Source organism: Sphingomonas sp. PvP018 (genome assembly GCF_017876865.1).
In the GTDB taxonomy this organism is placed as follows: Bacteria; Pseudomonadota; Alphaproteobacteria; order Sphingomonadales; family Sphingomonadaceae; genus Sphingomonas; species Sphingomonas aerolata.
On record NZ_JAGIOU010000001.1, the window covers coordinates 3640097 to 3665382 of the forward strand.

General features: G+C 70.7%; 20 protein-coding genes and 2 riboswitches. Of the genes, 15 read left to right on the forward strand and 5 right to left on the reverse strand.

Annotation, left to right across the window (positions count from 1 at the left end; genetic code table 11):
- Positions 1-39: 39 nt before the first annotated feature.
- Complete coding sequence (lexA, locus tag J3A66_RS16300; protein WP_166746005.1) at positions 40-768, reverse strand: transcriptional repressor LexA; 729 nt, start codon at positions 766-768, stop codon at positions 40-42.
- 68 nt (positions 769-836) lie between these two features.
- Complete coding sequence (glp, locus tag J3A66_RS16305; protein ID WP_209570005.1) at positions 837-2021, reverse strand: gephyrin-like molybdotransferase Glp; 1185 nt, start codon at positions 2019-2021, stop codon at positions 837-839.
- 237 nt (positions 2022-2258) lie between these two features.
- Positions 2259-2472, forward strand: a riboswitch (cobalamin riboswitch).
- 226 nt (positions 2473-2698) lie between these two features.
- Here glp and J3A66_RS16310 point away from each other — a divergent pair.
- The 7 genes from J3A66_RS16310 (at position 2699) to cobJ (ending at position 11838) form a co-directional block, all read left to right on the forward strand.
- Entirely contained in the window at positions 2699-3688 is a 990-nt protein-coding gene (locus tag J3A66_RS16310; protein ID WP_209570549.1) for a HoxN/HupN/NixA family nickel/cobalt transporter, read from the forward strand.
- A 160-nt stretch (positions 3689-3848) separates the two neighbouring features.
- A riboswitch (cobalamin riboswitch) is annotated at positions 3849-4066 on the forward strand.
- 136 nt (positions 4067-4202) lie between these two features.
- Complete coding sequence (gene cobW / locus J3A66_RS16315; protein ID WP_209570007.1) at positions 4203-5252, forward strand: cobalamin biosynthesis protein CobW; 1050 nt, start codon at positions 4203-4205, stop codon at positions 5250-5252.
- Between the two features lie 5 nt (positions 5253-5257).
- Positions 5258-8551: a cobaltochelatase subunit CobN gene (gene cobN / locus J3A66_RS16320; protein WP_209570009.1), complete on the forward strand. Its 3294-nt coding sequence runs from the start codon at positions 5258-5260 to the stop codon at positions 8549-8551.
- Entirely contained in the window at positions 8548-9672 is a 1125-nt protein-coding gene (locus tag J3A66_RS16325; protein WP_209570011.1) for a cobalamin biosynthesis protein CobG, read from the forward strand. The genes cobN and J3A66_RS16325 overlap by 4 nt, the downstream gene beginning before the upstream one ends.
- Positions 9672-10301 (forward strand): precorrin-8X methylmutase, encoded by a 630-nt coding sequence (locus tag J3A66_RS16330; RefSeq protein ID WP_209570013.1) that lies wholly within the window; start codon positions 9672-9674, stop codon positions 10299-10301. The genes J3A66_RS16325 and J3A66_RS16330 overlap by 1 nt, the downstream gene beginning before the upstream one ends.
- Positions 10298-11077 (forward strand): precorrin-2 C(20)-methyltransferase, encoded by a 780-nt coding sequence (gene cobI / locus J3A66_RS16335; protein ID WP_281064191.1) that lies wholly within the window; start codon positions 10298-10300, stop codon positions 11075-11077. Before J3A66_RS16330 ends, cobI begins: the two co-directional genes overlap by 4 nt.
- A complete protein-coding gene (gene cobJ / locus J3A66_RS16340) occupies positions 11074-11838 on the forward strand; it encodes a precorrin-3B C(17)-methyltransferase (RefSeq protein ID WP_209570015.1) in 765 nt (254 codons plus the stop codon). Before cobI ends, cobJ begins: the two co-directional genes overlap by 4 nt.
- Here cobJ and J3A66_RS16345 read toward each other — a convergent pair.
- Positions 11814-12563, reverse strand: coding sequence for a cobalt-precorrin-6A reductase (locus J3A66_RS16345; protein ID WP_209570551.1), 750 nt, complete (start codon positions 12561-12563; stop codon positions 11814-11816). The two genes, cobJ and J3A66_RS16345, sit on opposite strands and share 25 nt — an antisense overlap.
- On the opposite strand from J3A66_RS16345, the gene cbiE reads away from it, so the two are divergent.
- From cbiE to cobF, 6 genes are read left to right on the forward strand one after another with little or no spacing between them, the layout of a single operon-like run.
- Positions 12562-13758 (forward strand): precorrin-6y C5,15-methyltransferase (decarboxylating) subunit CbiE, encoded by a 1197-nt coding sequence (gene cbiE / locus J3A66_RS16350; protein WP_209570017.1) that lies wholly within the window; start codon positions 12562-12564, stop codon positions 13756-13758. The two genes, J3A66_RS16345 and cbiE, sit on opposite strands and share 2 nt — an antisense overlap.
- Complete coding sequence (locus J3A66_RS16355; protein ID WP_209570019.1) at positions 13755-14120, forward strand: cobalamin biosynthesis protein; 366 nt, start codon at positions 13755-13757, stop codon at positions 14118-14120. The genes cbiE and J3A66_RS16355 overlap by 4 nt, the downstream gene beginning before the upstream one ends.
- Positions 14117-14902: a precorrin-4 C(11)-methyltransferase gene (cobM, locus tag J3A66_RS16360; protein ID WP_209570021.1), complete on the forward strand. Its 786-nt coding sequence runs from the start codon at positions 14117-14119 to the stop codon at positions 14900-14902. Before J3A66_RS16355 ends, cobM begins: the two co-directional genes overlap by 4 nt.
- A gap of 8 nt (positions 14903-14910) precedes the next feature.
- A complete protein-coding gene (locus J3A66_RS16365) occupies positions 14911-16233 on the forward strand; it encodes a cobyrinate a,c-diamide synthase (protein ID WP_209570552.1) in 1323 nt (440 codons plus the stop codon).
- On the forward strand, positions 16230-16949 hold the full coding sequence (cobA, locus tag J3A66_RS16370) for a uroporphyrinogen-III C-methyltransferase (RefSeq protein WP_107045390.1): 720 nt from the start codon (positions 16230-16232) through the stop codon (positions 16947-16949). The genes J3A66_RS16365 and cobA overlap by 4 nt, the downstream gene beginning before the upstream one ends.
- A complete protein-coding gene (gene cobF, locus J3A66_RS16375) occupies positions 16946-17713 on the forward strand; it encodes a precorrin-6A synthase (deacetylating) (RefSeq protein WP_209570023.1) in 768 nt (255 codons plus the stop codon). Before cobA ends, cobF begins: the two co-directional genes overlap by 4 nt.
- 3 nt (positions 17714-17716) lie before the next feature.
- Here cobF and J3A66_RS16380 read toward each other — a convergent pair whose 3' ends face one another.
- Complete coding sequence (locus J3A66_RS16380; protein WP_245336848.1) at positions 17717-20875, reverse strand: helicase-related protein; 3159 nt, start codon at positions 20873-20875, stop codon at positions 17717-17719.
- 91 nt (positions 20876-20966) lie between these two features.
- Complete coding sequence (locus J3A66_RS16385; RefSeq protein ID WP_209570025.1) at positions 20967-21719, reverse strand: Crp/Fnr family transcriptional regulator; 753 nt, start codon at positions 21717-21719, stop codon at positions 20967-20969.
- A 117-nt stretch (positions 21720-21836) separates the two neighbouring features.
- Here J3A66_RS16385 and J3A66_RS16390 point away from each other — a divergent pair, with 117 nt between their 5' ends.
- Positions 21837-22958, forward strand: coding sequence for an alpha/beta hydrolase (locus J3A66_RS16390; RefSeq protein WP_245336850.1), 1122 nt, complete (start codon positions 21837-21839; stop codon positions 22956-22958).
- Positions 22959-23092: 134 nt separating this feature from the next.
- Complete coding sequence (locus tag J3A66_RS16395) at positions 23093-25126, forward strand: alpha/beta fold hydrolase (protein WP_209570028.1); 2034 nt, start codon at positions 23093-23095, stop codon at positions 25124-25126.
- Positions 25127-25286: the final 160 nt, after the last annotated feature.

The window sequence follows — 25286 nt, forward strand, 5'->3', positions numbered from 1 at the left end:
TGCGTGGCGGTGATGACCGCCAGCGCCACCCGGCATTCGTCAGTCGTAGCGGCGCAGGATACCCGACAGCTTGCCCTGAACCCGGACCTGTGCGGGCGCATAACGCTGCGGGTCATAGGCGCGGTTGGCCGGGTCGAGCCGGACCATTGCGCCTTCGCGGCGGAAATATTTCAGCGTCGCTTCGCTGTCCTCGATCAGCGCGACCACGATTTCGCCGTCGCGGGCGATCTCGGTACGGCGGATCAGCGCATAATCGCCGTCGAGGATGCCGGCTTCGACCATCGAGTCCCCCGAAACCTCCAGCGCATAATGCTCGCCGGTGCCGAGCAATGCGGCCGGAACGGCGAGCATCGAACTGCCTTCAAAGGCTTCGATCGGGACGCCGGCGGCGATCCGGCCGTGCAGCGGGATCTCGACGACGTCGTTCGCCGCGATGCGGGCGGGCGACGCGGGCGTGGCGCTGGCCGTGTCCGGCGCAGATACGGTGCCGGCCGATGCCGCAGCCGCCTTCGGCCCCGACTTCGCCGCAGTCTGTGCGATTGCAGCCTCGGGACGCTCGGGCATCCGCAGCACTTCGAGCGCGCGCGCCCGGTTGGGCAGGCGCCGGATGAAGTTGCGCTCTTCAAGCGCGCTGATCAGACGGTGCACGCCCGATTTCGATTTCAGGTCGAGCGCGTCCTTCATCTCCTCGAACGAGGGCGACACGCCCGTCTCGGCAAGGCGGTCGTTGATGAAGCAGACAAGCTCGTGCTGCTTGCGCGTGAGCATAACGGTTCTCCGTCCGGAACAGACGAGGAACTTCTATGGAACACTTGCAGCTTCGTCAAGCGGTGACGTCACGCGATGACGAGGATTTCCGCCGAGTCGCCCGCCCTTGCCGCCGGCGCGTCGCCGTCGCGGACGATCAGGCAGGACGAGCGGGCGAGCGTCAGCAGCATCGAGCTGTCCTGGATGGTCGAGGCATAGGCGCGACCGTCGCGCAGTTCGGCGCGCATATAGTCGGTCCGCGACTGGTTGGGCGGAAGATCCTCGCCGAGCAGCGCGTGCGTCGTCTGCGGCAAGGGATCGCGCGCGCCGAGCATGTGCGCGACCACGGGGCGGACGAAGAGGATGGCGGTGACGAAGGCGGAGACCGGGTTGCCAGGTAGGCCGAGCAGCATCGTCCGCCCGAGCGCGCCCGCCATCATCGGCTTGCCCGGGCGCAGCGCGATCCGCCAGAAGTCGATTGCCCCGCCAGCCGCCTCGATCGCGGGGCGGACGAGGTCGTGATCGCCGACCGACGCGCCCCCCGTGGTCACGAGCAGATCGGCATCGACCCCGGCAAAGGCGTCACGCAGCGTGTCGAGCCGGTCGGGGAGGATTCCGAGATCGATAATGTCGACGGGCAGGTCGGCGAGCATCGCGGCGAGCATGATGCCGTTTGATTCCGGTAGCGGGACGGGGTCGCTGGTCGAGCCGGGCGGAACGAGCTCGTCCCCCGTCGCGGCGACCGCGACACGCAGCCGGCGGCCGACCGACAGCGTGCCGTGTCCGCCGGTCGCAGCGACCGCAATGCGCGCGGGCGTCAGCCGATCGCCGGCCGCGATCAGCCGCGTGCCGGTCGCGAAGTCGAGCCCCTTGCGGCGCGTGTTGCGGCCTTCAAAGGCGGGGCCTTCGCCGTCGAGTATCAGCCGGTCGCCGTCGCGTGCGGCCTCTTCCTGGACAAGGACGGTATCGGCGCCGGGCGGCATCGCCGCGCCGGTGAAGATGCGCGTCGCCTGTCCCGCGCCGACTGAACCGGTGAAGGGGCGGCCGGCCGCGCTCTCGCCGATGACCGTCCACGGCCCGGGCAGATCTGCATAGCGGATCGCATAGCCGTCCATCGCCGAGAGGTCGGTCGCGGGCTGGGTGCGGCGGGCGAGAATGTCCTCCGCCGCCCAGCGACCCATCGCCGAGCGCAGCGGCACGGTTTCGGCCGGCACGCGCGATGCCATGGCGAAGAGTCGGGACTGGGCTTCGGCGACGGGGACGAGAGGGCGCATGCGGGCTCCGTTCAGCGGGGCGATGAGGGTCTGCGCTGCTCGCACGAATGCCGGGGGGCGGAAAGCGGGCAACGCCGCGACCGGCAGGAGGCCGGTCGGTTATGTGATCAACGTACGAGGTGCGGCAGACGTTGCGGTAAGATGGGACGACATGGCCGGCGTTGCGCCGCACGCAAATCCTGTCGTCAGCGCGGGCAAAACGCGCTAGCCCTGTGGCGCAGGTCCGACGCAAGCCGGATCCGCACAGATCGCGTCGGTGCCCTTCGGGGCTTGAATGGGAATGCGGTGCGGGGTTCGCCCCAAGACCGCAGCTGTCCCTGCAACTGTAAGCGGCGAGCGACACGCACGCGCCCCCGGCGACGGGGGCAGCCACTGGGCTGATGGCCTGGGAAGGTGTGCGTCGAGCCTTGACCCGCGAGCCAGGAGACCTGCCGGCGTCTGGTCGCTCTTGTCCCGGTCCAGGGGGTGGCCGAGGCACGGTGAACGCCGTCTGAGCGACGACCATGCGGCGGGGGCCGCATCGGCGACGCATGCCGGCCGCTCAAGGCGTCCGGTCGGCGCGCGTCCCGGTCGTTCGCGGCAGGCCCCCGTCCTCGTCGGACGCCGGGGATGTGCCAATGACCAAGATCATGACCGGGCGGACTGCCGGTCGTTCGACGCGACACCGGATCGGCTGGATGTTCGCGATGCTGGTGGCGGCCAATATCGCCGCTTGGGGATGGGCGTTCGCGCTGTTCCAGGCGCAGCCGCTGATGCTGGGCACCGCGATGCTCGCCTGGGGGCTGGGGCTGCGGCATGCGGTCGACGCGGATCATATCGCGGCGATCGACAATGTGACGCGCAAGCTGATGCAGGACGGGCAACGGCCGATCGGGGTCGGCTTCTGGTTCGCGGTCGGTCATTCGGCGATCGTCCTGATCGCCGCGGTCGGAATCGCGCTGACCGCGAGCGCGCTGGCGCAGTTCGAGGCGTTCAAGCAGGCGGGCGGGGTGATCGCGACGCTGGTCTCCGCGCTGTTCCTGTTCACGATCGCGGCGATGAACCTGATCATCCTGCGATCGGTGTGGCGGACCTTCGGCCATGTCCGCGGCGGCGGGCGTTATGTCGAGGAGGATCTCGACCTGCTGCTCGGCAATCGCGGGCTGCTCGCGCGGCTGTTCCGGCCGATGTTCCGGCTGGTCACGCGCAGCTGGCACATGGCGCCGCTCGGCTTCCTGTTCGGGCTGGGGTTCGACACCGCGACCGAAGTCGCGATTCTCGGCCTGTCGGCGAGCCAGGCAGCGGACGGGCTGTCGATCGGCACGGTGCTGGTGCTGCCGGTGCTGTTCGCGACGGGCATGGCGCTGGTCGACAGTGCCGACGGGGTGGTGATGCTCGGCGCGTATGAATGGGCGTTCGTGAAGCCGATCCGCAAGCTGTATTACAACATCACGATCACGCTGATCTCGGCGATCGTCGCGATCGCGATCGGCGGGATCGAGACGCTCGCGCTGCTGGCGTCGAAGCTGGGCCTGAGCGGGGGCGTTTGGGACGTCGCCGCGACGCTGGGCGAGAATTTCAACGGGCTGGGCTTTGCGATCATCGCGCTGTTCGTGGCGTGCTGGGTGCTGAGTTTCGCGATCTACCGGTGGAAGCGGTTCGACGAGATCGAGGTGGTGCGGGGGTAACAGGCAGCGTCGTCATCCCGGGCTCGACCCGGAACCTGGAGCCAGACACCGGATCATGCACGGCCCTGGGTCCTGACTTTCGTCAGGATGACGGAGGTCAGGTGCATTGGCACAGTCCCCAAACTCCTCTAAACCCAACCCCGAGGTTTGGTTCTACCGAACCTCAACAGATCGCGCCGGTGCCCTTCGGGGCTTGAATGGGAATGCGGTGCGGGAGCTTTGCCTCCCAATGCCGCGGCTGTCCCTGCAACTGTAAGCGGTGAGCGAGACGCACAGGCCCCCGATGCGGGGGCAGCCACTGGGTCGCAGGACCTGGGAAGGCGTGCATCGAGCTTCGACCCGCGAGCCAGGAGACCTGCCAGCGTCATGGTCGCTCTTGCCTTGATCCAGGGGATGGTCGCGGCACGGTACTCCGTCTGAGCGACGAACGCGTGCGGCCGTCAGGTCGTGCGCGCGTGTGGCTGCGGGCGTCCGTCCGTCCGTGGCTGTCGTTCCGACGCCCGGAGAGTATCGCATGACCGACCCCCAGCCGACCCTGGCCAAGATTCCCGTTACCATCGTCACCGGGTTTCTCGGCGCGGGCAAGACCACGCTGATCAGCCACCTAATCCGCAACGCCGGGGGCCGGCGGCTCGCGGTGATCGTCAACGAATTCGGCACGCTCGGCATCGACGGCGATATCTTGAAGGGGTGCGCAATCCCCGATTGCCCGGCCGAAAATGTCGTCGAGCTCGCCAATGGCTGTATCTGCTGCACCGTCGCGGACGATTTCATCCCGACCGTCGAGACGTTGCTCGCGCTCGACCCGCGGCCCGACCATATCCTGATCGAGACGTCGGGGCTCGCCCTGCCCAAGCCTTTGCTCAAGGCGTTTGACTGGCCCGCGATCCGGTCGCGGATCACGGTCGACGGGGTGATCGCGCTTGCCGATGCGGAAGCGGTCGCCGCGGGACGGTTCGCGCCCGACCTCGCCGCGATCGAGGCACAGCGGCGTGCGGATCCGAGCGTCGATCACGAGACGCCGCTTGCCGAGGTGTTCGAGGACCAGCTCGCCTGTGCGGATCTGGTGCTGCTGACCAAGGCGGATCTGGCGGGCGAGGCGGGGGTGGCTGCGGCGCGCGCGGTGATCGCGGCGGAATCCGCGCGTGCGTTGCCGGTGATCGCGCTGACCGACGGGGTGATCGATCCGCGCGTCGTGCTGGGGCTGAACGCGGCGGCGGAGGACGACATCGCGGCGCGGCCGTCGCACCATGATGGCGCGGACGATCACGAGCATGACGATTTCGACAGCATGATAGTCGAACTTGGCGAGATCGCGGACCCGGCGGCGCTCGCCGCGCAGATCGAGACGTTGGCGCGCGACGCCGACATCCTGCGCGTGAAGGGCTATGCCGCGGTAACGGGCAAGCCGATGCGGCTGCTGGTGCAGGCGGTCGGTGCGCGGGTGCGGACGCAATATGACCGGCCGTGGCGTGCCGACGAGGCGCGACAGACTCGGCTGGTGGTGATCGCCGAGCATGACCGGATCGACCCCGCAAGGATCCGGGCCGCGCTTCAGGGCTGACGGCGATGCACGTCGTCTTCCGCGAAAGCCACGGGCTGGAGGAGAGTGCGGTCCCGCAGGACCTCGCGCAGAGCCCGGCGGATCTTGTCGTCCTGTCCTTTTCGGACGGGGATCTCGGCGCGTTCGCGGCCGGGTGGCGACGTGCGGCGGCGAACGGGAGGCCGCTGCCGTCGCTTCGGCTCGCCAACCTGTCCGCGCTCACCCATCCGCTGTCGGTCGATACCTATGTCGAGCGGACGCTGGCGGGGGGGGAAGGCGCGAAGGGGATCGTGATCCGGCTGATCGGCGGGCGGTCCTACTGGTCCTATGGGTTGCAGCAGGTCGAGGCGCTGGCGCGGGCGCGGGGGATCGCGCTGGCGGTGCTGCCCGCGGACGGGCGGATCGATGCGCGGCTCGATGCGGCGTCGACGGTGCCGGTGTCGACGCTGCGCCGGCTCGCCGCCCTGTGTGACGATGGCGGCGCGGTCGCGGCGCAGGCGGCGCTGGCGCAGATGGCGCTGGCGGCGGGGCTCTATGCCGGGCCGGTCGCGGGGGTGAAGACGGTCCCCGAGGTCGGTGGCTGGCAGCCGCGCGACGGGGTGACGTGCCCGGCGGCGTTCGCGATGACCGCGACGCGGCCGCGGATCCTGCTGATCTTCTATCGCTCCTACCTGACCGCTGCCGATCTCGACCCGGTCGAGGCGCTGCATGCCGGGCTGAGTGGGGCGGGGTTCGACGTCGTCGGGCTGTTCGCGCCGTCGCTGAAGGCGCCGGGCGTCGCGGGGTGGCTCAGGCGCTGGGTCGTCGCGCTCGCCCCGGCGGCGATCGTCAACGCGACCGCCTTTTCCGGCCGCGGCGCGGACGACAGCTCGCCGCTCGACGGGGCGGGGGTGCCGGTGTTCCAGGTCGCGCTGGCGACGTCGGACCGCGCCGCCTGGGGGGGGTCGACGCGCGGGTTGTCCCCCGCTGACCTGGCGATGCACGTCGTCCTGCCCGAGGTCGACGGACGGCTGTTCGCGGGCGTCGCGAGCTTCAAGGAGGACGGCGTCCGCGACGACGCTCTCGGCTATGCGCGGCGCGAGCACCGGGCCGAGCCCGCCCGGATCGCCGCGATCGTCGCGCGCGTCGCGGCCTGGGTGCTTCTGGCGGAGCGGCCGGTCGCGGAGCAGCGGCCCGCGGTCGTGCTGTCGACCTATCCGGGCAAGGATTATCAGATGGCGCATGCGGTCGGGCTTGACGCGCTGGCGTCTGCCGAGGCGATCGTCGAGGACCTGGCGGCCGCGGGTTATGCGACCGGGGAGACTGCATCCGGAGGCCTGGCCGAGGCGCTGGCGACGGGGCGGATCGGGTGGCCGGTCGCGGCGTATCGCGCGGCGCTTGGGGGCTTGCCGGCCGTGTTGCGCGATGCACTCGAGGAAAGCTGGGGGGCGCCCGAGGACGATCCGGGCTGTGTGGACGGCGCGTTCCAGTTCGCGGGAGTCGAGCGCGGGGGCGTGGTGATCGCGCTCCAGCCCGAACGTGGACGGAGCGCGGCGCGGGTCGGCGAGTATCACGACCTGTCGCGCTGTCCCCGTCACGCCTATGTCGCCTTCTATCTGTGGCTGCGCGCGCGGGGGAGCGATGCGCTGATCCATATCGGCGCGCACGGGACGCTCGAATGGCTGCCGGGCAAGGCCGTCGCGCTGTCGGGGGAATGCTGGCCCGAGGCGCTGACCGGGGCGATGCCGGTGCTCTATCCGTTCATCGTCAACGATCCGGGCGAGGCGGCGCAGGCGCGGCGGCGGATCGGCGCGGTGACGATCGGCCATGTCCCGCCGCCGGCTGCGACCGCGGGAGCAGGCGCGGGGCTGGGGCGGCTCGAATCTTTGCTCGACGAGTTTTCCACCGCCGACGGGCTCGACCCCGCGCGCCGCGACCGACTGCGGCGCGACATCGCCGACGAGGCGCGCGCGACCGGACTGGCGGCGACGCTGCGGCTCGACGAGGCGGCCAGCCAGGCGGAGGCGATCACCCGGATCGACACGTTCGTGTGCGACGTGAAGGAGAGCCAGTTCGGCGACGGGCTGCACGTTTACGGTCGTGGCGAACAGGGGGAGGCCGAGCGCGACGGGCTGCTGAGCGCGCTGCGGGGCAGGCGGATCGCGGCGGGGCCGTCGGGGTCGCCGTGGCGCGGACGCAGCGACGTCCTGCCGACCGGGCGCAACCTGTATGCGACCGACGCGCGCGCGGTGCCGTCGCGCGCCGCGCATGCGCAGGGCGTGCGGCTGGCCGACGAGCTGGTCCGCCGGCATCTGCAGGATGAGGGCGACTATCCGCGCGCGCTGGTCGTCGACCTGTGGGCGTCGGCGACGATGCGGACCGCGGGCGAGGAGTTCGCGATGGCGCTCCACCTGCTCGGCGCGGAGCCGGTCTGGGATCATGCGTCGGACCGCGTCACGGGGGTCGAGATCCTGCCGCTGGCAAGGCTCGACCGGCCGCGGATCGACGTGACGCTGCGCGTGTCGGGGCTGTTCCGCGATGCGTTTCCCGCGCTCGGCCAGATGTTCGGGCAGGCGGTGCGCGCGCTGGCGCTGCGCGACGAGCCCGGTGACTGGAACCCGTTCGTCGGCGCTGCCGTCGGTGCGCGCGTCTATGGGCCCGAGCCGGGTCGCTACGGGCTCGGGCTGGGTGATGCGGGCGAGGCCTATGGCGAGGCGGCGCGGGCGGCGGCGGGCGCCGCGTGGCTGGCGGCGTCGAGCCATGCGCTGGACGGGGCGGGCGATGACAATGCGACGCGGTTCGACCCGGCGGGGATCCGCGACCGGGTCGTCGCCGCCGACGGGTTCGTCCATGTCCAGGATTTGCCCGAGACCGACCTGTTGCTCGCCGCGGATTATGCCGCGCACGAGGCGGGGTTCGCGGCGGCGCAGGCGGTTGCCGGGGGTAAGAGCGCGGCGCTGTATCATCTCGATGCGTGCGATCCGGAACGGCCGCGCGCGCGGTCGCTGGACGAGGAGATTGCGCGTGTCGTCCATGCACGCGCGGCGAACCCGGCCTGGGTCGAGGGGATGATGCGGCACGGGTTTCGCGGCGGCGCGGAGATCGCCGCGACGCTCGACCATATGGCGATGTTCGCGCAGCTGGCGCGGGTGGTGTCGCCCGAGCTGATCGACCTCTATTATGATGCGACATTGGGGCGCGACGCGGTGCGTGCGTTTCTGGAGAGCGCAAACCCCGCGGCGCTGGCGGCGATGACCGCGCGGTTCGCGGCGCTGCACGCGGCGGGGCTGTGGCCGACGCGGCGCAATTCGATCCTCGCACAGCTCGACCTGCCGGCATGAGCGCGTTCGTCGTCAAGGGTTGGTGCCCCGATGCGTGGCGGCCGATGGCGGCGGGCGACGGGTTGCTGGTGCGGATCCGCCCGCCGCTCGGGCGGCTGACGCGCGCGCAGACACTCGCGCTGTGCGATGCGGCAATGGCGTGGGGAAATGGCGAGATCGACGTGACAAGCCGCGCGAATTTGCAGATCCGCGGTGTGACCGAGGCGGGCTGGCGGGAGCTGGTCGAGGCGTTGCTGGCGGTCGGGCTGATCGACGCCGATCCGGAGCGCGAGGCGCGCGGCGCGATGCTGGTCGCGCCCGACTGGCGGGACGGGGACGATACGCAGCATATCGCCACCGCTTTGCGCGAGCGGCTGTCCGACCTGCCGGTGCTGCCTGGCAAGGTTGGTTTTGCGATTGATGCGGGCGCTGCACCGCTGCTGACCCGCGCGCCCGCTGACTTTCGGGTCGAGCGCGCGGTGGACGGCAGGTTGCTGGTGCGCGGCGAGGGGCGTGCGGCGGGGGTGGACGTGACGCGCGACACCGCGGTCGACGCGCTGATCGCGCTGGCGCGGTGGTTCGTCGACAGCGGCGGTGCGGCGGCGGGGCGGATGGCGCGCCACGCAGCGGCCGTGCCGGAGCCCGCGACCTTGGTTCCCGCGCCCACCGCGCCACCGCCCGAAGCCGGGGCGCATCCGCTGGGCGCGGCGATCGCGCTCGGCTTCGGGCGGATCGCGGCAGTAGAGTTGCGCGACCGGATCGCCGCAGACCCGGTCACGGCGATCCGCGTGACGCCGTGGCGGATGCTGATCCTCGAAGGCGGTGTGCCGGATAGCGCGCGTGACCAGAGCAGCGTGCGCGCCGGGGTCGACGCCTGTGTCGGTGCGCCCGCCTGCCCGCAGGCGAGCGTCGAGACGCGCGACCTCGCGCGGCGGCTGGCTCCGTTGGTCGCTGGCAGCCTGCACGTGTCGGGATGCGCCAAGGGGTGTGCGCGGGCGCGGCCTGCGGACGTGACGCTGACCGGGCGCGACGGGCGGTTCGACCTTTCCCTGCACACGCGCGCGGGCGCGCCGCCGCTGCTCGGCGCGCTCGAACCCGCTCAGATTATCGCCCATTTCTCCCAGCCGTCCGGAGCCGCCTGATGCCCTATGCCTATGAGACCGACGGGGCCGCGATCTATCGCCAGTCGTTCGCGATGATCCGAGCCGAGGCGGATCTCGCGCGGTTTGACGCCGAGGAGGAGCCGGTCGCGGTGCGGATGATCCACGCTGCGGGGCTGGTCGCGCTGGCCAAGGATATCCGCTTTTCGCCGGGCTTCGCACGGACCGCGCGTGCGGCGTTGCGGGCGGGCGCGCCGATCCTGTGCGATGCGCGGATGGTGACCGAGGGGATCACGCGCGCGCGCCTGCCGGCGGACAATGCGGTGATCTGTACGCTGCACACGCCCGAGACGGTCGCGCTGGCGAGAGAAATGGCAACGACGCGCTCGGCCGCGGCGCTGGAGTTCTGGCGGCCGCATCTGGCGGGTGCGGTGGTGGCGATCGGCAATGCGCCGACCGCGCTGTTCCACCTGCTCAATATGCTGGAAGATCCCGATTGTCCGCGGCCCGCGGCGATCATCGGGTGTCCGGTGGGTTTCGTCGGTGCTGTCGAATCGAAGGATGCGCTGTGGGCGGCGCAGCCGGTGCCGTGCGTGATCGTCGAGGGGCGGCTGGGCGGCAGCGCGATCACCGTCGCGGCGATCAACGCGCTGGCGAGCGCCGCGGAATGATCAGCGTGGTGGCGCCCGTGCCGACTTTGGTGCCGCCGCCGGGGCAGGCGGTGGTGACGGGCACGATCCACGGCGTCGGGTTGGGGCCGGGCGCGTGCGACCTGATGAGCGTGCGCGCGGACCGTCTGGTGCGCGGCGCGCGGCATATCGCCTATTTCCGCAAGGCGGGGCGGCCGGGGCAGGCGCGGCGGATCGTCGAGGGGATGCTGCGCGACGACGTGATCGAATATCCGATGGAATATCCCGTCACCACCGAGATCGCGCTGACCGATCCGCGCTACAACGACCGGCTGTCGGGCTTCTACGCGGGGTGCATCGATCACCTCGCGGCGCTGGCGCTGGGCGGCGAGGACGTGGTGGTGCTGTGCGAGGGCGACCCGTTCTTCTACGGATCGTTCATGCACCTCTATACGCGGTTGCAGGGGGTCGCGCCGGTCGCGGTCGTCCCCGGCATCACCGGCATGTCGGGCGCCTGGACCGCGAGCGGCGCGCCGATCACCTGGGGCGACGACGTGCTGACGGTGGTGATGGGGACGCTGCCCGAGGCGGACCTGGTCCGGCGGATCCGCGACACCGATGCGCTGGTGGTGATGAAGATCGGTCGCCACCTCGCCAAGCTGCGCCGCGCGGTCGCCGCCGCGGGGCGCGAGGAGGCGGCGTGGCTGGTCGAATATGCGGCGATGGCGGAGCAGCGCGTCACGCGGCTGTGCGAGGCGGATGCGGTCACGCCCTATTTCGCGATCCTGCTGATCCATGGGCAGGGGCGGCGGCCATGACCCTGAGCGCAGGGATTGGCTGGCTGGCGATCGCCGGGCTGGGGCCGGGGGATGCTGCGCTGGTGACGCCCGAGGTCAGCGCGGCGCTGGCCGAGGCGACCGACGTGATCGGCTACATCCCCTATGTCGCGAGGGTTCCGGCGCGCGACGGTCTGATACTGCATGCGAGCGACAACCGGGTCGAGATCGACCGCGCGCGCCATGCGCTCGAATTGGCCGCGAAGGGCGCGCGCGTCGTGGTGGTCTCGTCGGGGGATCCGGGTGTGTTCGCGATGGCGGCCGCGGTGTTCGAGGCGCTCGAGGCGGGACCGGGGGCGTGGGGGACGGTCGACATCCGCGTGCTGCCGGGGATCACCGCGATGCTGGCGGCGAGCGCGCGCGCGGGGGCTCCGCTGGGGCATGATTTCTGCGCGATCAACCTCTCGGACAATCTGAAGCCCCAGGCGCTGATCGAGCGGCGCGTTCGGCTGGCGGCGGAGGCGGATTTCGCGATCGCCTTCTACAATCCGCGGTCGAAGGCGCGGCCCGACGGGCTGGTCCGCGCGTTCGAGATCCTTCGCGCGACGTGCGGCGACGATCGCCCGGTGCTGTTCGCGCGGGCGGTGTCGACGCCCGAGGAAGTGCTGTCGATCGTGCCGCTGGGCGAGGCGCGGGCGGAGATGGCGGACATGCGGACGATGGTGATCGTCGGATCGAGCCTGACGCGGATCATCGCGCGGGCGCAGGGGCCGATCCTCTATACGCCGCGGTCGGCGCCATGATCGAGCCAGTCGAGCACCGCGTCGACCGAATCGACCGCGTGCCGCGCGGGCAGCGGCGGGCGGTCGATCATGATCACCGGCAGGCCGAGCGTGCGCGCGGCGACGAGCTTGGCCGCCGCGCCGCTGCCGCCCGCATTCTTGCAGACGACCAGTTCGGTGGCGTGGTCGCGCATCAATCGGGTGTCGCCGGCGGCGTCGAACGGGCCACGGTTTACGACCAGGCGGTGGCGGGGCAGCGGCGGCGGATCGTCGGGCGTATCGACGAAACGCAGCAGATAGTCGTGTTGCGGCTGCCGCGCGAAAGCATCGACATGCATCCGGCCCAGCGCGAGCATCACACGCCGCGCCGGGCCGGCGAGCGCCGCAACGGCGGCGGCGATGTCGGCGACGCGGTGCCAGCGATCGCCCGCGACCGGGGTCCAGGCGGGGCGGGCGAGCGCGACATGCGCGACGCCCGCCTGTGCCGCGGCCTCGACCGCATGCCGGTGCATCTGCGCGGCGAAGGGGTGCGTCGCGTCGATCAGGTGCGTGACACGGTGCTCTTTGAGATAGGTAACGAGCCCTCCGACGCCGCCAAAGCCGCCGATGCGGACGGGCACCGGCTGCGCGCGCGGGCTGGCGACGCGGCCGGCATAGCTCAGCACGGTCGGATCGCCGCGCGCCGCGAGCCGTGCGGCGAGCGCGCTGGCTTCGGTGGTGCCGCCGAGAAGCAGGATGGTCGGAATGACTGAGGCTCCGTGGCTGACGATAGTCGGGATCGGCGAGGACGGCGTGGCCGGGCTGTCCGCCGCGGCGCGCGCGGCGCTGGCCGATGCCGAGATCGTGACGGCCGCGACCCGCCATCTGGCGCTTGCCGGCGAGCTTAGGGGGGCGCTCGAGGCTTGGCCAGTGCCGTTCGAGGACGGGATCGCGCGGCTGATCGCGCATCGCGGCCGGCGGGTGGTGATGCTGGCATCGGGGGATCCGTTCTGGTTCGGCGCGGGCACGTCGGTGACGCGGCATCTGAGCCCGGGCGAATGGACCGCGCATCCCGCACCGTCGAGCTTCGCGCTGGCGGCGGCGCGGCTCGGCTGGGGACTCGAGGACTGTTCGTGCCTGGGGTTGCATGCCGCGCCGTTTGGCCGGTTGCGGCCGCATATCGCGCGGGGGCGGCGCGCGATCGTGCTGGTGCGCGACGGGGCGGCGGTCGGTGGACTGGCGGCGTATCTGGATGCCGCGGGGTTCGGCGCGTCGGCGCTGCACGTGCTTGAGGCGCTGGGCGGGCCGCGCGAACGGATCCGCCACACGACCGCCGCGACGTTCGCGTTTGACGACATCGCGCATCCGGTCGCGGTCGGCATCGTCTTCGAGGGCGCGGGCGCGGTCATGCCGCAGGCCGGGCTGTCCGACGCCTGGTTCGCGCATGATGGGCAGATCACCAAGTCGCCGATCCGCGCGGTGACGCTGGCCGCGCTCGCACCGAAACCGGGCGAGAGCCTGTGGGATATCGGCGCGGGATCGGGATCGATCGGGATCTCGTGGCTGCTGGCACATCCGTCGACGCGCGCGACCGCGTTCGAGGCGGATCCGGTCCGCGCGCGGCGCATCGTCGACAATGCGGCAACTCTAGGCGTCGACCGGCTGATGGTGGTCGAGGGGCGGGCGCCCGACTGTCTTGGCGAGCGAGCGTGCCCGGATGCGGTGTTTGTCGGAGGCGGCCTGTCCGAGGCGCTGTTGCGCGCGCTGTGGCCGCGGGTCGAGCAGGGCGCGCGGATCGTCGCGAATGCGGTGACGCTCGAATCGGAGGCGCTGCTGACGCAGTGGCAGGCGGCGCAGGGGGGGAGCCTGATGCGGATCGAGGTGGCGCAGGCGGTGCCGATCGGGACGCGACGTGGGTGGCGCGCGCAGTTCCCGGTGGTGCAATGGGCGTATCCGGCATGATCGTCGCGGGTTTCGGCTTCAATACCGCCGCGGATGCCGCCGCGTTGCGCGCCGCGCTGGCCGCCGCGCAGCAGGGGCTGCCGCGGGTCGAGGCGCTGGCGGCGCCCGATGACAAGCAGGGGCTGCCCGGCGAGATCGCGGCGCTGCTGGGTCTGCCGCTGATCACGGTCGATCCCGCCGCGCTGATTGCGGCCAGTCCCGTCACCCGGTCCCCTGTGAGCCTTGCCGTGCGGGGGACCGGCAGCGTTGCCGAGGCCGCCGCGCTCGCCGCCGCGGGGCAAGGCGCGCGGCTGCTGACCCTTCGCCATATTTCGCCGTGCCGACGCGCGACCTGCGCCATTGCCCAAGGATTTCGACCATGACCGTGCATTTCATCGGTGCAGGGCCGGGTGCGCCCGACTTGCTGACGTTGCGGGGGCGCGACCGGATCGCGATGTCGCCGGTGTGCCTCTATGCCGGGTCGCTGATCCCTAAGGCGCTGCTCGAGCATTGTCCGCCCGGTGCGCGGATCGTCAACACCGCGCCGATGGACCTCGACCAGATCATCGCCGAGATCATCGCCGCGCACGCAGGGGGACAGGACGTCGCGCGGCTGCATTCGGGGGACCTGTCGATCTGGTCGGCGATGGGCGAGCAACTGCGGCGGCTGCGCGCCCTGGACATACCGGTGACGATCACCCCCGGCGTCCCCGCCTTTGCCGCCGCCGCCGCCGCGCTCGAGGTCGAATTGACCTTGCCCGAGCTGGCGCAATCGGTGGTGCTGACGCGGACGCCGGGACGGGCAAGCTCGATGCCGTCGGCCGAGACGCTCGCCGCGTTCGCCGCGACACAGGCGACGCTGGCGATCCACCTGTCGGTGCACAATCTGCCGCAGGTCGTCGCGGATCTGCTGCCGGCTTATGGTGGCGACTGCCCGGTCGCGGTGGTGTGGCGCGCGAGCTGGCCCGACGAGCAGATCGTCCGCGCGACGCTCTCGACGATCGAGGAGGCGGTGACGGGGCGGCCCGAGCGGACCGCGCTGATCCTGGTCGGGCGCGTGCTGGCGCCGGGCGATTTCGCGACGAGCAGCCTGTACGCACAAGGCTATGATCGGCGGTTCCGGCCGCAATCGGCGGAGTCCCGGTTCGCAGGAGACACGCCATGACGCACGGCATGACCCCGGGCCTGCTGGTCGCTGCGCCTGCGTCGGGAACGGGGAAGACGACGGTGATGCTCGGGTTGTTGCGCGCACTGCGCGATGACGGGCTCGCGGTGCAGCCGTTCAAATGCGGGCCCGACTATATCGACCCGGCGTTCCACCGCGCGGCGAGCGGGCGCGCGTCGTTCAACCTCGACAGCTGGGCGATGACGGGGCCGCGGCTCGACGGGATCGCGGCGCGCGGCGACGATGCGGACATGACGCTGGCCGAAGGGTCGATGGGGCTGTTCGACGGGGTGGCGCGTCCGGGCGCGACGGGCAATGGCGCGAGCGCGGACGTCGCGCGGCGGATGGGCTGGCCGGTCGTGCTGGTGATCGACGTGTCGGGCCAGGCGCAGTCCGCGGCGGCGACCGCCTTGGGGTTCGCGCGCTATGATCCAGGCGTAAGGGTCGCAGGCGTGATCCTCAACCGCGTGGCGAGCGAGCGGCACGAGCGGCTGGCGCGCAGCGGGATGGAAGCGGTCGGGATCCGCGTGTTCGGCGCGCTGCCGCGGCGCGGCGATCTGACGTTGCCCGAGCGACATCTGGGGCTGGTGCAGGCGATCGAGCACCCTGCGCTCGACGCGCAGATTGCGGCCTATGCGACGTTCCTGCGCGCGCATGTCGATATCGCCGCACTGCGCGAGGCGGCCGCCGCCACGCCGCGGCCGGTCGCGCAGGGGACGGTCGTGCCGACCCCGCCGGCACAGCGGATCGCGCTGGCGCAGGATGCCGCCTTTTCATTCACCTATGCGCATGTGCTCGACGGGTGGCGCAGCGCAGGGGTGGAGATCCTGCCCTTTTCGCCGCTGGCGGACGAGGCGCCGGCGAAGGACGCGGATCTGGTCTGGCTGCCGGGGGGCTATCCCGAGCTGCATGCGGGTGCGCTGGCGGCGGCGGACCGGTTCCGGGTGGCATTGGCGCTGCATGCCCGGACGCGACCGGTGCACGGTGAGTGCGGCGGGTACATGGCACTGGGCGAAGGGCTGATCGATGCGGACGGGACACGGCACCGGATGGCCGGGTTGCTCGGGCTGGTGACGAGTTACGAGAAGCGGCGGATGCATCTGGGCTATCGGCGGGCGACGCTGCACGCGCCGATCGGCGGGATCGCGGCGGGGGCGATGCTGGCGGGGCATGAATTCCATTATTCGACGATCCTCGACCAGCCCGACGCGCCGCTGGCGCAGGTGATCGACGCGAATGGGCAAGCCGTGCCCGAAACCGGCTCGCATCGCGGCGGCGTGACGGGTAGTTTCTTCCACATGATCGCCCCCCTTGGCCCACCGGCTGCATGACCGGTTTCGTTTCGTTCGTCGGTTCCGGCCCCGGCGACCCCGAATTGCTGACGCTGAAGGCGGTGACGCGGTTGCAGCGCGCCGACGTCGTGCTGTTCGACGATCTGTCGTCGGGCGCGGTGCTGGGCCATGCGCGCGTCGGTGCCGAACTGGTCGCGGTCGGCAAGCGCGCGGGGCGGCCGTCGCCGCGCCAGTCGCATGTCTCGCAGCTGCTGGTCGACCATGCGCTGACCGGCGCGCGCGTCGTCCGGCTGAAATCGGGCGATGCGGGGATGTTCGGGCGGCTCGAGGAGGAGATCGTCGCGCTGCGCGAGGCAGGCGTGACGTTCGAGATCGTCCCCGGGATCAGCGCAGCGAGCGCCGCCGCCGCCGCCGCGGCGATACCGCTGACACGCCGGCTGTCCGCGCGGCGGGTGCAATATGTCACCGGCCATGACGTGACCGGGAAACTACCCCAGCAGCGCAACATGGCCGCGCTCGCCGATCCGGAGGCGACGACGGTCGTGTTCATGCCGCAGCGGACGTTCCCGGCTCTGGTTGAGTCGCTCGTCGCACATGGTCTGTCGGGCGACACGACCGCGCTGCTCGCGGAAAATGTCGGGCATCCCGACCAGAGCCTGACCTGGTCGACGATCGCAGGACTTGCGGCGCGGCTGGCGGGGGGCGTGTCCGACAAGCCCGCGCTGATCCTCTACGGCTCGCTGATGGCACCATGAGCGGGGCCGACATCGCGATATCGCTGATCGGGATCGGCACGGGCAATCCCGATCATGTGACGCGCGCGGCGGTCACGGCGATGAACGCCGCCGACCTGATCCTGCTGCCGCGGAAAGGCGCGGGGAAATCCGACCTGGTCGATTTGCGCCGGACGATCTGCACCGCGTTGCTGACCGGGCCGGCCAGAGTGGTGGAGTTCGATCTGCCCGAGCGCGATGCGGACGCGCCGTACCGTGCCGCGGTCGATGCGTGGCATGACGAGATCGCGGCGGTGTGGGCGGCGCAGATCGCCGAGCATCTGCCGGGCGGGGGGCGGGTCGCGTTCCTCGTCTGGGGGGATCCGTCGCTCTACGACAGCAGCCTGCGGATCGCCGAACGGCTGCGTGCCGGGGGGCGGTCGATCCGGGTGAGCGTGGTGCCGGGGATCACCAGCCTGCAGGCGCTGACTGCGGCGCATGCGATCCCGCTCAACACGCTCGCTGCGCCCGTGACGATCACCACCGGTCGGCGGCTGCGCGCGGAGGGGTGGCCAGCGGGGGTCGAGACGCTGGCGGTGATGCTAGACGGGGCGTGCGCGTTCGAGACGCTCGCACCCGAGGGAATCACGATCTGGTGGGGGGCGTATTTGGGGATGGCGCAGGAGGCGCTGGTCGCCGGGCCGCTCGCCACAGTCGGGGCGGAGATCGTCACGTGCCGTGCCGGACTGCGCGCCCGGCACGGCTGGATCATGGACGTGTATCTCCTGCGCCGCACGGGCGGCTGAGCGTCACTCCGACAGGTCACTCAGCAGCTCGCGGACACGGTCGAGACGGGCGAGCGGATCCTCGATCCGCTCGCGGACCAACCAGCGGCGCTTCACCTGCTCGAACGGCGAGGGCAGGGCGGCGGTCGGGTCGCCCGGGGTAAAGGCAATCGCGCCCGGCCCGACATCGATCTGGCGAATATCGGCGGCGGCGGCGAGCGCCCGGATCCGCGCGCATTCGAGCAGGCGGACGGCATTGTCGGGAAGTGCGCCGAACCGGTCCTCGAGCTCGGCCTGGAACGCATCGAGCGCGGCGATGTCGGTCAGATGCGCGAGCTGGCCGTAGAGCGTAAGCCGCAGGTCGGTTTCGGGGATCCACTCCTCGGGAAGCATGCCGCCGACGCCGAGATTGAGCACCGGCTGGCACTGATCGACGGGCTCGCCGCGCGCGGCCTTCAGCGCGCGACCCAGCAGATGCTGGTAGAGGTCGATGCCGATCAGCTTCATGTGGCCGGCCTGATCCTCGCCGACCAGATCGCCCGCGCCACGCATGTCGAGATCACGCGCGCTGATCGCGAAGCCCGCGCCGAGCTGGTCGAACGCCTGGAGCGTGCGGAGGCGCTTCATCGTCGCCTCGGCGATCATGGCCTCACCGTCGGTCGACAGCAGGATCTGACCGCGCCGGCCGCCGCGCCCGACCCGGCCGCGCAGCTGGTGGAGCTGCGACAGGCCGAACCGGTCGGCGTGATGGACGATCATCGTGTTGGCGCGCGGCACGTCGAGCCCCGCCTCGATGATGTTGGTCGCGAGCAGCACGTCGCCGTCACCCGCGGCAAAGCCCGCCATCGCGTCGTCGAGCTCGGCCGCGTCCATCTTGCCGTGCGCGATGACGAGGCCGAGCTCGGGGACGAGCCGCGCGAGCGTTTTCGCGAGCGGGGCGATGTCCTCGATTCGCGGCACGACGACGAAGCTCTGGCCGCCGCGCGCGCGTTCGCGGCGGAGCGCCTTGCGGACCGCGGCGTCATCGAACGGCGCGACGATGGTGCGGATCGGCTGGCGACGCGCGGGTGGCGTCGCGATGACCGAGATCGCCTGGATGCCGACCATCGCCGACTGGAGCGTGCGCGGGATCGGCGTGGCGCTGAGCGTGAGGACATGGCCCGCGCCCATGTCGCGCAGCGACGCCTTGGCCTTCGCGCCGAACCGCTGTTCCTCGTCGATCACGACCAGCGCGAGATCGGCAAAGGCGACGCCCTTGCCGCCGACAGCGCTGGTGCCGACGACGACCGCGATAGACCCGTCGGCGAGCCCGGCGCAGACGCGCTTGCGCTCGGCAGGCGTCGACAGCCGAGACAACGCAGCGACCTCCAGCCCGGTGCCGACAAAGCGCGTGCGGAACGTTTCGAGATGCTGGCGGATCAGCACCGTGGTGGGCGCGACGATCGCGACCTGGCGACCAGCCAGCGCGACGAGCGCGGCGGCGCGAAGTGCGACCTCGGTCTTGCCATAGCCGACATCGCCGACGATCAGCCGGTCCATCGGCTTGCCGCTGGCGAGGTCGCTGCGGACCGCGGCGATCGCGCGCGCCTGGTCGGGGGTCTCGGCGAAGGGGAAGCCCGCAGCGAACCGTTCGTAGAGCGCGACATCGGGGACGATCGGTGGTGTCGTCCGCGCGTCGCGTTCGGCGGCGACCGCCTGAAGCGCACGTGCGCTTTCCGCGATCGCCGTGTCGATCGCGGCGCGACGCTTGGTCCAGCTTCCGCCATCGAGCGTGTCGAGCGTCACTGCGTCCGCGTCCGCGCCATACCGCCAGATGCGATCGGCCTCATGCACGGGGACGAGGCGGCGCGCGCCCTTGGCATAGTCGAGCACGATCGCGTCGGCCGCGACGCCATCGAGGTCGGGCAGCGCCTCGACCCCAAGAACGCGACCGATGCCGTGATCCTCATGCACGACGATGTCGCCGGTCTGCAGCGTCGCGCCTTCGGCGAAGGCCGCAACGCCGGCACCGGGACCGTCGTCCAGTCGTGCACGGCTGCCGAGCAGATCGGCGGCAGCGACGATGGTGAGATCGGCATGGACAAAGCCCTGGTCGAGCGGAGCGCAGAGCAGTGACACCGAACCGACGGGTGCGGCTGCCGCCTCGGCAAGGCTGTCGACGTGTTCGGCGTCGACGCCGAGCCGCGATGCGAGGAAACGAAGGTCACGCGCGGACCCGGCGATCGCGAGCCGGCCGTCGGCGATCACCGAACGGGCGAATCGACGGAACGCGCGGACCGGATCGCGCCGCTCGATGAAGCGCGGGGTGCGTTCGACCGGGGCGTCGGTGGCAAGGATCTGGCGGCCGGCGGTCGCCTTGTTCCAGGCGCGCGTGTCGACCAGCGCGGCCTTGACCTGACGCGCCGCAGTGCCGTCGGCGGCAAGCGCGAGGAAGCGCGTGCGGCGGTCGTCGACCAGAGGGTCGAAATGGAGCGAGGCGTCGGGCAAATGCTCGGTAATCGCGACGCCGTCACCCAGATCGGGCTCGCAGGCGCGACCGACGATTACCGCGTCGAGCGTTTCAAGGCTGCGCTGCGACACCGGGTCATAGCTGCGAGTTTCGGTGATGACCGAATTGTCGTCGAATTCGATCCGGGCGGGGTTCGCGCGGTCGGCCGGAAACAGGTCGACGACGCTGCCGCGGATCGCGATCTCGCCGGGTTCGTCGACGCGGTCGTCGATCGTGTAGCCGATCGTTTCGGCGAGCGCGGGCAGCGCGGCGATGTCGATCGTGTCGCCGACGCGGAACACCGGTGGCGCCTCGTCGAATGCGGCAGGGGCGGGATAGCGGACCGCGCTCGCCTCGGCTGACAGGACGAGGAGGATCGGGCCGGTCGAGGCTGTAGCGGTCGCGGCGCGCAGACGGCGCAGCGCCTCGACCCGACGGCCGACATTGGCGGCGCTGGGCGGCGCGGAGTCGCCGGGGAGCGCATCGCTCGCGACGAGATGGACGACGGTCATCGTCGGGGCGAACCCCTCCGCGAGACAAGCGATCGCCTCGGCGCGCGCCTCGTCCTCGACCACTAGAATGGCACGGTCGATCCCGGCGGTCAGCAGCTCGGCAACGACCATCGCCGCGGGCAGGGTTGCCGGTGCGGCGCGCGTGTCGCCCGGCAGGTCGATATGGTCGGTACGCTTCAGCATGGCCCCTCCGGTCGGGCCGTTGGCGCCCATTGAATGAACGGTATGCGGACCGGCTCGTTCCGTGATCCGTGCACGAAATGTTCCGACCGGCTCAGCCGAGCAGGCGGCGATACTCGGATTCGGCATGGCCATAGGTGTCGCCCGCCATCCGCATCAGCACGTCGCGGTCGCGGACCAGCACGCGGCCGCGGACCGAGCGAATCGCATGCTCCTCCTCGAGCCGGTGGAGCGCTTCGGTCACGCTGCTGCGCCGGACGCCGAGCATCAGGCGGAACTCCTCATGCGTCATGCAGATCGCGTCGTCGCGGATGCGGTCGTGATACAGCAGGATCCACCGCGCCATGCGTCGCTCGATCGAATGCGCGAGCGACGATACGATCGTGCGGCCCATCTGGGTCATGAACACCTGGACGAAACGGAGCAGCGCGAGCCGCAGCGTGTCGCTCTGCGCGGCGGCGGCGTGGAAGCGGTCGAGCGGGAGCTGCAGCGCGACGCCCTGTTCGGCGCGCATCACGACGTCATAGGGCGAGCGGTTGTCGCCGAGCAGCGCGGACCAGCCGACAAAGCCCTCCGCGCCGATCAGCCCGACCGCAAAGCGATGATCGCCCTCGAGCGCGTCGAGCACGCCGGCGATCCCCTCCTCGGGAAAGCAGAGCGTCTCGATCCGGTCGCCCGCACGCGTCAGCGACTCGCCGACCGCGAAGGAAACGCGGTCGAGATGCGGGGCGATCAATGCGAAGTCGTCGGGGCTCAGGCGCTGGAGGAGCCGGTTTCCTGTGCCGCGTGCCGACGACGCGTCGCCAGCCCCATCCCAATCGATGGTCTCCAGTCGATTGTCGCTCACCATCATGCCCCCTGAAACACTGCACGAATTCAATACGACCCGGTCTTTGTCCGGTTTCGTACAGCAACTCCCACGCCGCCGCCGGGGTTGCGCCTTTCAATATTACAGGAGGCAATTTTGACACATTCCATTCGACGGACGCTGCTCGCCGGCGTGTTTGCATCGATGCTCGTAATCATCCCGGGCGCCGCGCTCGCCCAGTCGGCGCGCAGCGACACCGCGCCCCCGCCGCCCCCGCCGCCCGCCACGAAGATGGCGCCGGCCAAGGCTGCGCCCGACATGCAGGCCGTGCTCGACGCGCTGGCCGGCCTCGGCGGCAAGCCGATCGAGACGCTGACGCCCGCCGAAGCACGCCAGCAGCCGTCCGCTGCGGATGGTGCCAAGGCGGTGATGGCACAGAAGGGGATGCCGACGACGCCCGACGCATCGGTGACGACGCAGGACATTCCTTACGGCAGCGACGCCAAGCAGTTTGCCCGCGTGTACAAGCCGGCGAGCGCCGCCAATGCCAAGGGCCTGCCGATCCTGGTCTATTATCACGGTGGCGGCTGGGTGATCGCGGACGTCGCGACCTATGACGCGGCACCGCGCGCGATGGCCAAGGCGCTGAATGCGATCGTCGTGTCGGTCGAATATCGCCATGCGCCAGAATTCAAGTTCCCCGCGCAGCATGACGACGCGGCGGCGGCCTATCGCTGGACACTGGCCAATGCCGCGGCATGGGGTGGCAACCCGGCGAAGATCGCGGTTGCAGGCGAGAGCGCCGGCGGCAATCTGGCGGTCGCGACGGCAATCTATGCCCGCGACAATCGCCTGACCGCGCCGCTGCACATCGTCTCGGTCTATCCGATCGCCAACAGCAGCAAGACGCTGCCGTCGCGCAGGGATTCCGCGAACGCCAAGCCGCTCAACGGCGCGATGCTGCCGTGGTTCGGTTATTACTACCAGACCAGCAAGGCGGATGCGCAGGATCCGCGGCTGAACCTGGTCGGGGCGAACCTGCGCGGGCTGCCGCCGACGACGATCATCAACGCGCAGATCGATCCGCTGCGGTCGGACGGCGAGACGCTGGCCGCGGCGATGCGTGCGGCGGGCGACAAGGTCGAGCAGCGCACTTTCCCGGGCGTGACGCATGAATTCTTCGGCATGGGCACGATCGTGCGCGGCGCCAAGGATGCGAACGATCTCGCGGTCGCACGGCTGAAGGCGGCGTTCGCCATGGCTCCTGCGAAGCGCTGACGCGTTGGGAGGGGGATAGTTTCCCCCTCCCGATCCTGCAGCGAGTATCGCCATGACGTCGACGACCCACGCCTCTTCGCCCCGCTATCGCGCCCGCGCGCGGGTCGCGGCCCTGCCGATGGCGGAGCGCTGAGATGCCCGTGATGACCACGCCGACGCTGGCAATCGCCTATACCGATACGGGCCCGCGTGAGGGCGATGCGGTGTTGTTGCTGCACGGCTGGCCGGATGATTCCTCGACCTGGGACGACGTCCTGCCCGCGCTTCATGCCGCGGGGCTGCGGACGATCGTGCCGAGCCTGCGCGGGTTCGGCGAAACGCGGTTCCTCGAAGGCGATACGTCGCGCACCGGCAACAGCGCGGTCCTGGCGATGGACGCGATTGCGCTGATGGACGGGCTGGGGATCGCGCGTTTCATGGTCGCGGGGCATGACTGGGGCTCGAACATCGCCGAGGCGCTGGCGGTCGGTTGGCCCGAGCGGGTGCAGCGGATCGCGATGCTCGCGACGCCGCCGCGACTGGGTGGCATGCCGACGCCGCCGTTCGAACAGACGCAGCGGCAATGGTATCACTGGTTCATGGCCACCGCGCGCGGCGCGCAGGCGGTGCGCGACGATCCCCGGGGGTTCGCGCATGTCCACTGGACCAACTGGTCGCCGCCGGGCTGGTTCGACGAGGCGACCTTTGCGCGAGTGGCGCGCGCGTTCGGGAATCCGGACTGGGTCGACGTCACGCTGCACAGCTACCGCGCACGCTGGGACGAGGCGGCGCCCGATCCTGCCAGCGTCTGGCTCGAGGATGCGGTGAAGGCGAGCGAGACGCTGTCGCTGCCCGCGCTGTACATTCAGGGTGCGGAGGACGGGGTGAACCCGCCGAGCGCGACCACCGCGGTACCGGAGAAATTCTCGGGACCCTTCGCCTTCGTCACCTTGCCGGGCGTCGGCCATTTTCCACAGCGTGAGCGCCCCGAGGCGGTCGCCGACTTGCTCGTCACGCTCTTCACCGGCGATCCCGCCACCTTGTCCGACACGATTTACCGGAGCCAAGACATGTCCACGTTCAAACCCCTTCTCGCAGGCGCCGCGCTGTTCGCACTCGCCGCCGCCGCAACCGCGGCCGGCGTCGCACAGGCCAAGACCGCGGCGAGCCCGCTGACTCAGGTGGCGACGTTCGACCACCAGGTGACCGGCGTCGCGGTGACCGCAGACGGACGACGGTTCGTCAACTTTCCGCGCTGGACCGACGATGCGCCGATCTCGGTCGCCGAGGTGCTGCCGGACGGCAAGCTCAAGGCCTATCCCGACGACACGTGGAACAGCTGGCGCAACGCCCGCGCCAGCGAATTGCCGGTCGGCGACTATTTCGTCTGCGTCCAGTCGATCGTGCCCGACGGGCACGGCAATCTGTGGGTGCTCGATCCCGGCGCGCCCGGTAACGAGAAGCCGCTCGAGGGTGCGCCGAAGCTGGTCAGGATCGACCTGGCGACGAACCGCGTGACCAAGGTGATCAAGGTCGCGCCCGATGTCGCGTTGCAGGGTACGTACCTCAACGACATCCGCTTCTCGCCCGACGGCAAGACCGGCTACATCACCGATTCGGGCACGCGCGGCGCGATCATCGTGATCGACCTGGAGAGCGGCAAGGGTATGCGCGCGCTCAACGGGCATGGCTCGACGCAGATCGACAAGAGCGTGACGGTCATGACCGACGGCAAGCCGCTGGTCCGCCCCGATGGCCGTCAGCCGGCCTTCTCCGCGGACGGGATCGCGATCTCGAACGACGGCAAGACGCTGTATTATCAGGCGCTGACCGGCAAGACGCTCTACGCGATCGATACCGGGCTGCTCCGCGAGGGCGTGAGCGCGGCGCAGCAGGCGGCGGGGGTGAAGACCATCGCCGAGACGCATGTCGCGGATGGGCTGTGGATGAGCAAGGCGGGGGTGCTGTACATCACGTCGCCGACCAACGACAGCATCACGCGGCTGGTCGGCGATCATGTCGAGCCGGTGCTGACTGACAAGCGGCTGCGCTGGCCCGATACGTTTTCGGAAGGGCCCGATGGCCGGATCTATGTGACAGCGAGCCATATCCAAGACACCAGCTGGTTCAAGCCGGGTGCGCCGGCATCGCTGCCGACCGCTTTGTTCGCATTCGACCCCGCGCGGTGACATGAACGGGCGCCCCGGGCATGCAGACATGCCGGGGCGGCTCTGCCCGGCAGCGGCAGAAAACGTCAGATTGCAACAGGGTTAACATAGCGCAACGCGATAACCGCGCACCCCGGGATCGAATGTCGTGGCGTGTCGTTTCGCCATACTAACGATACGG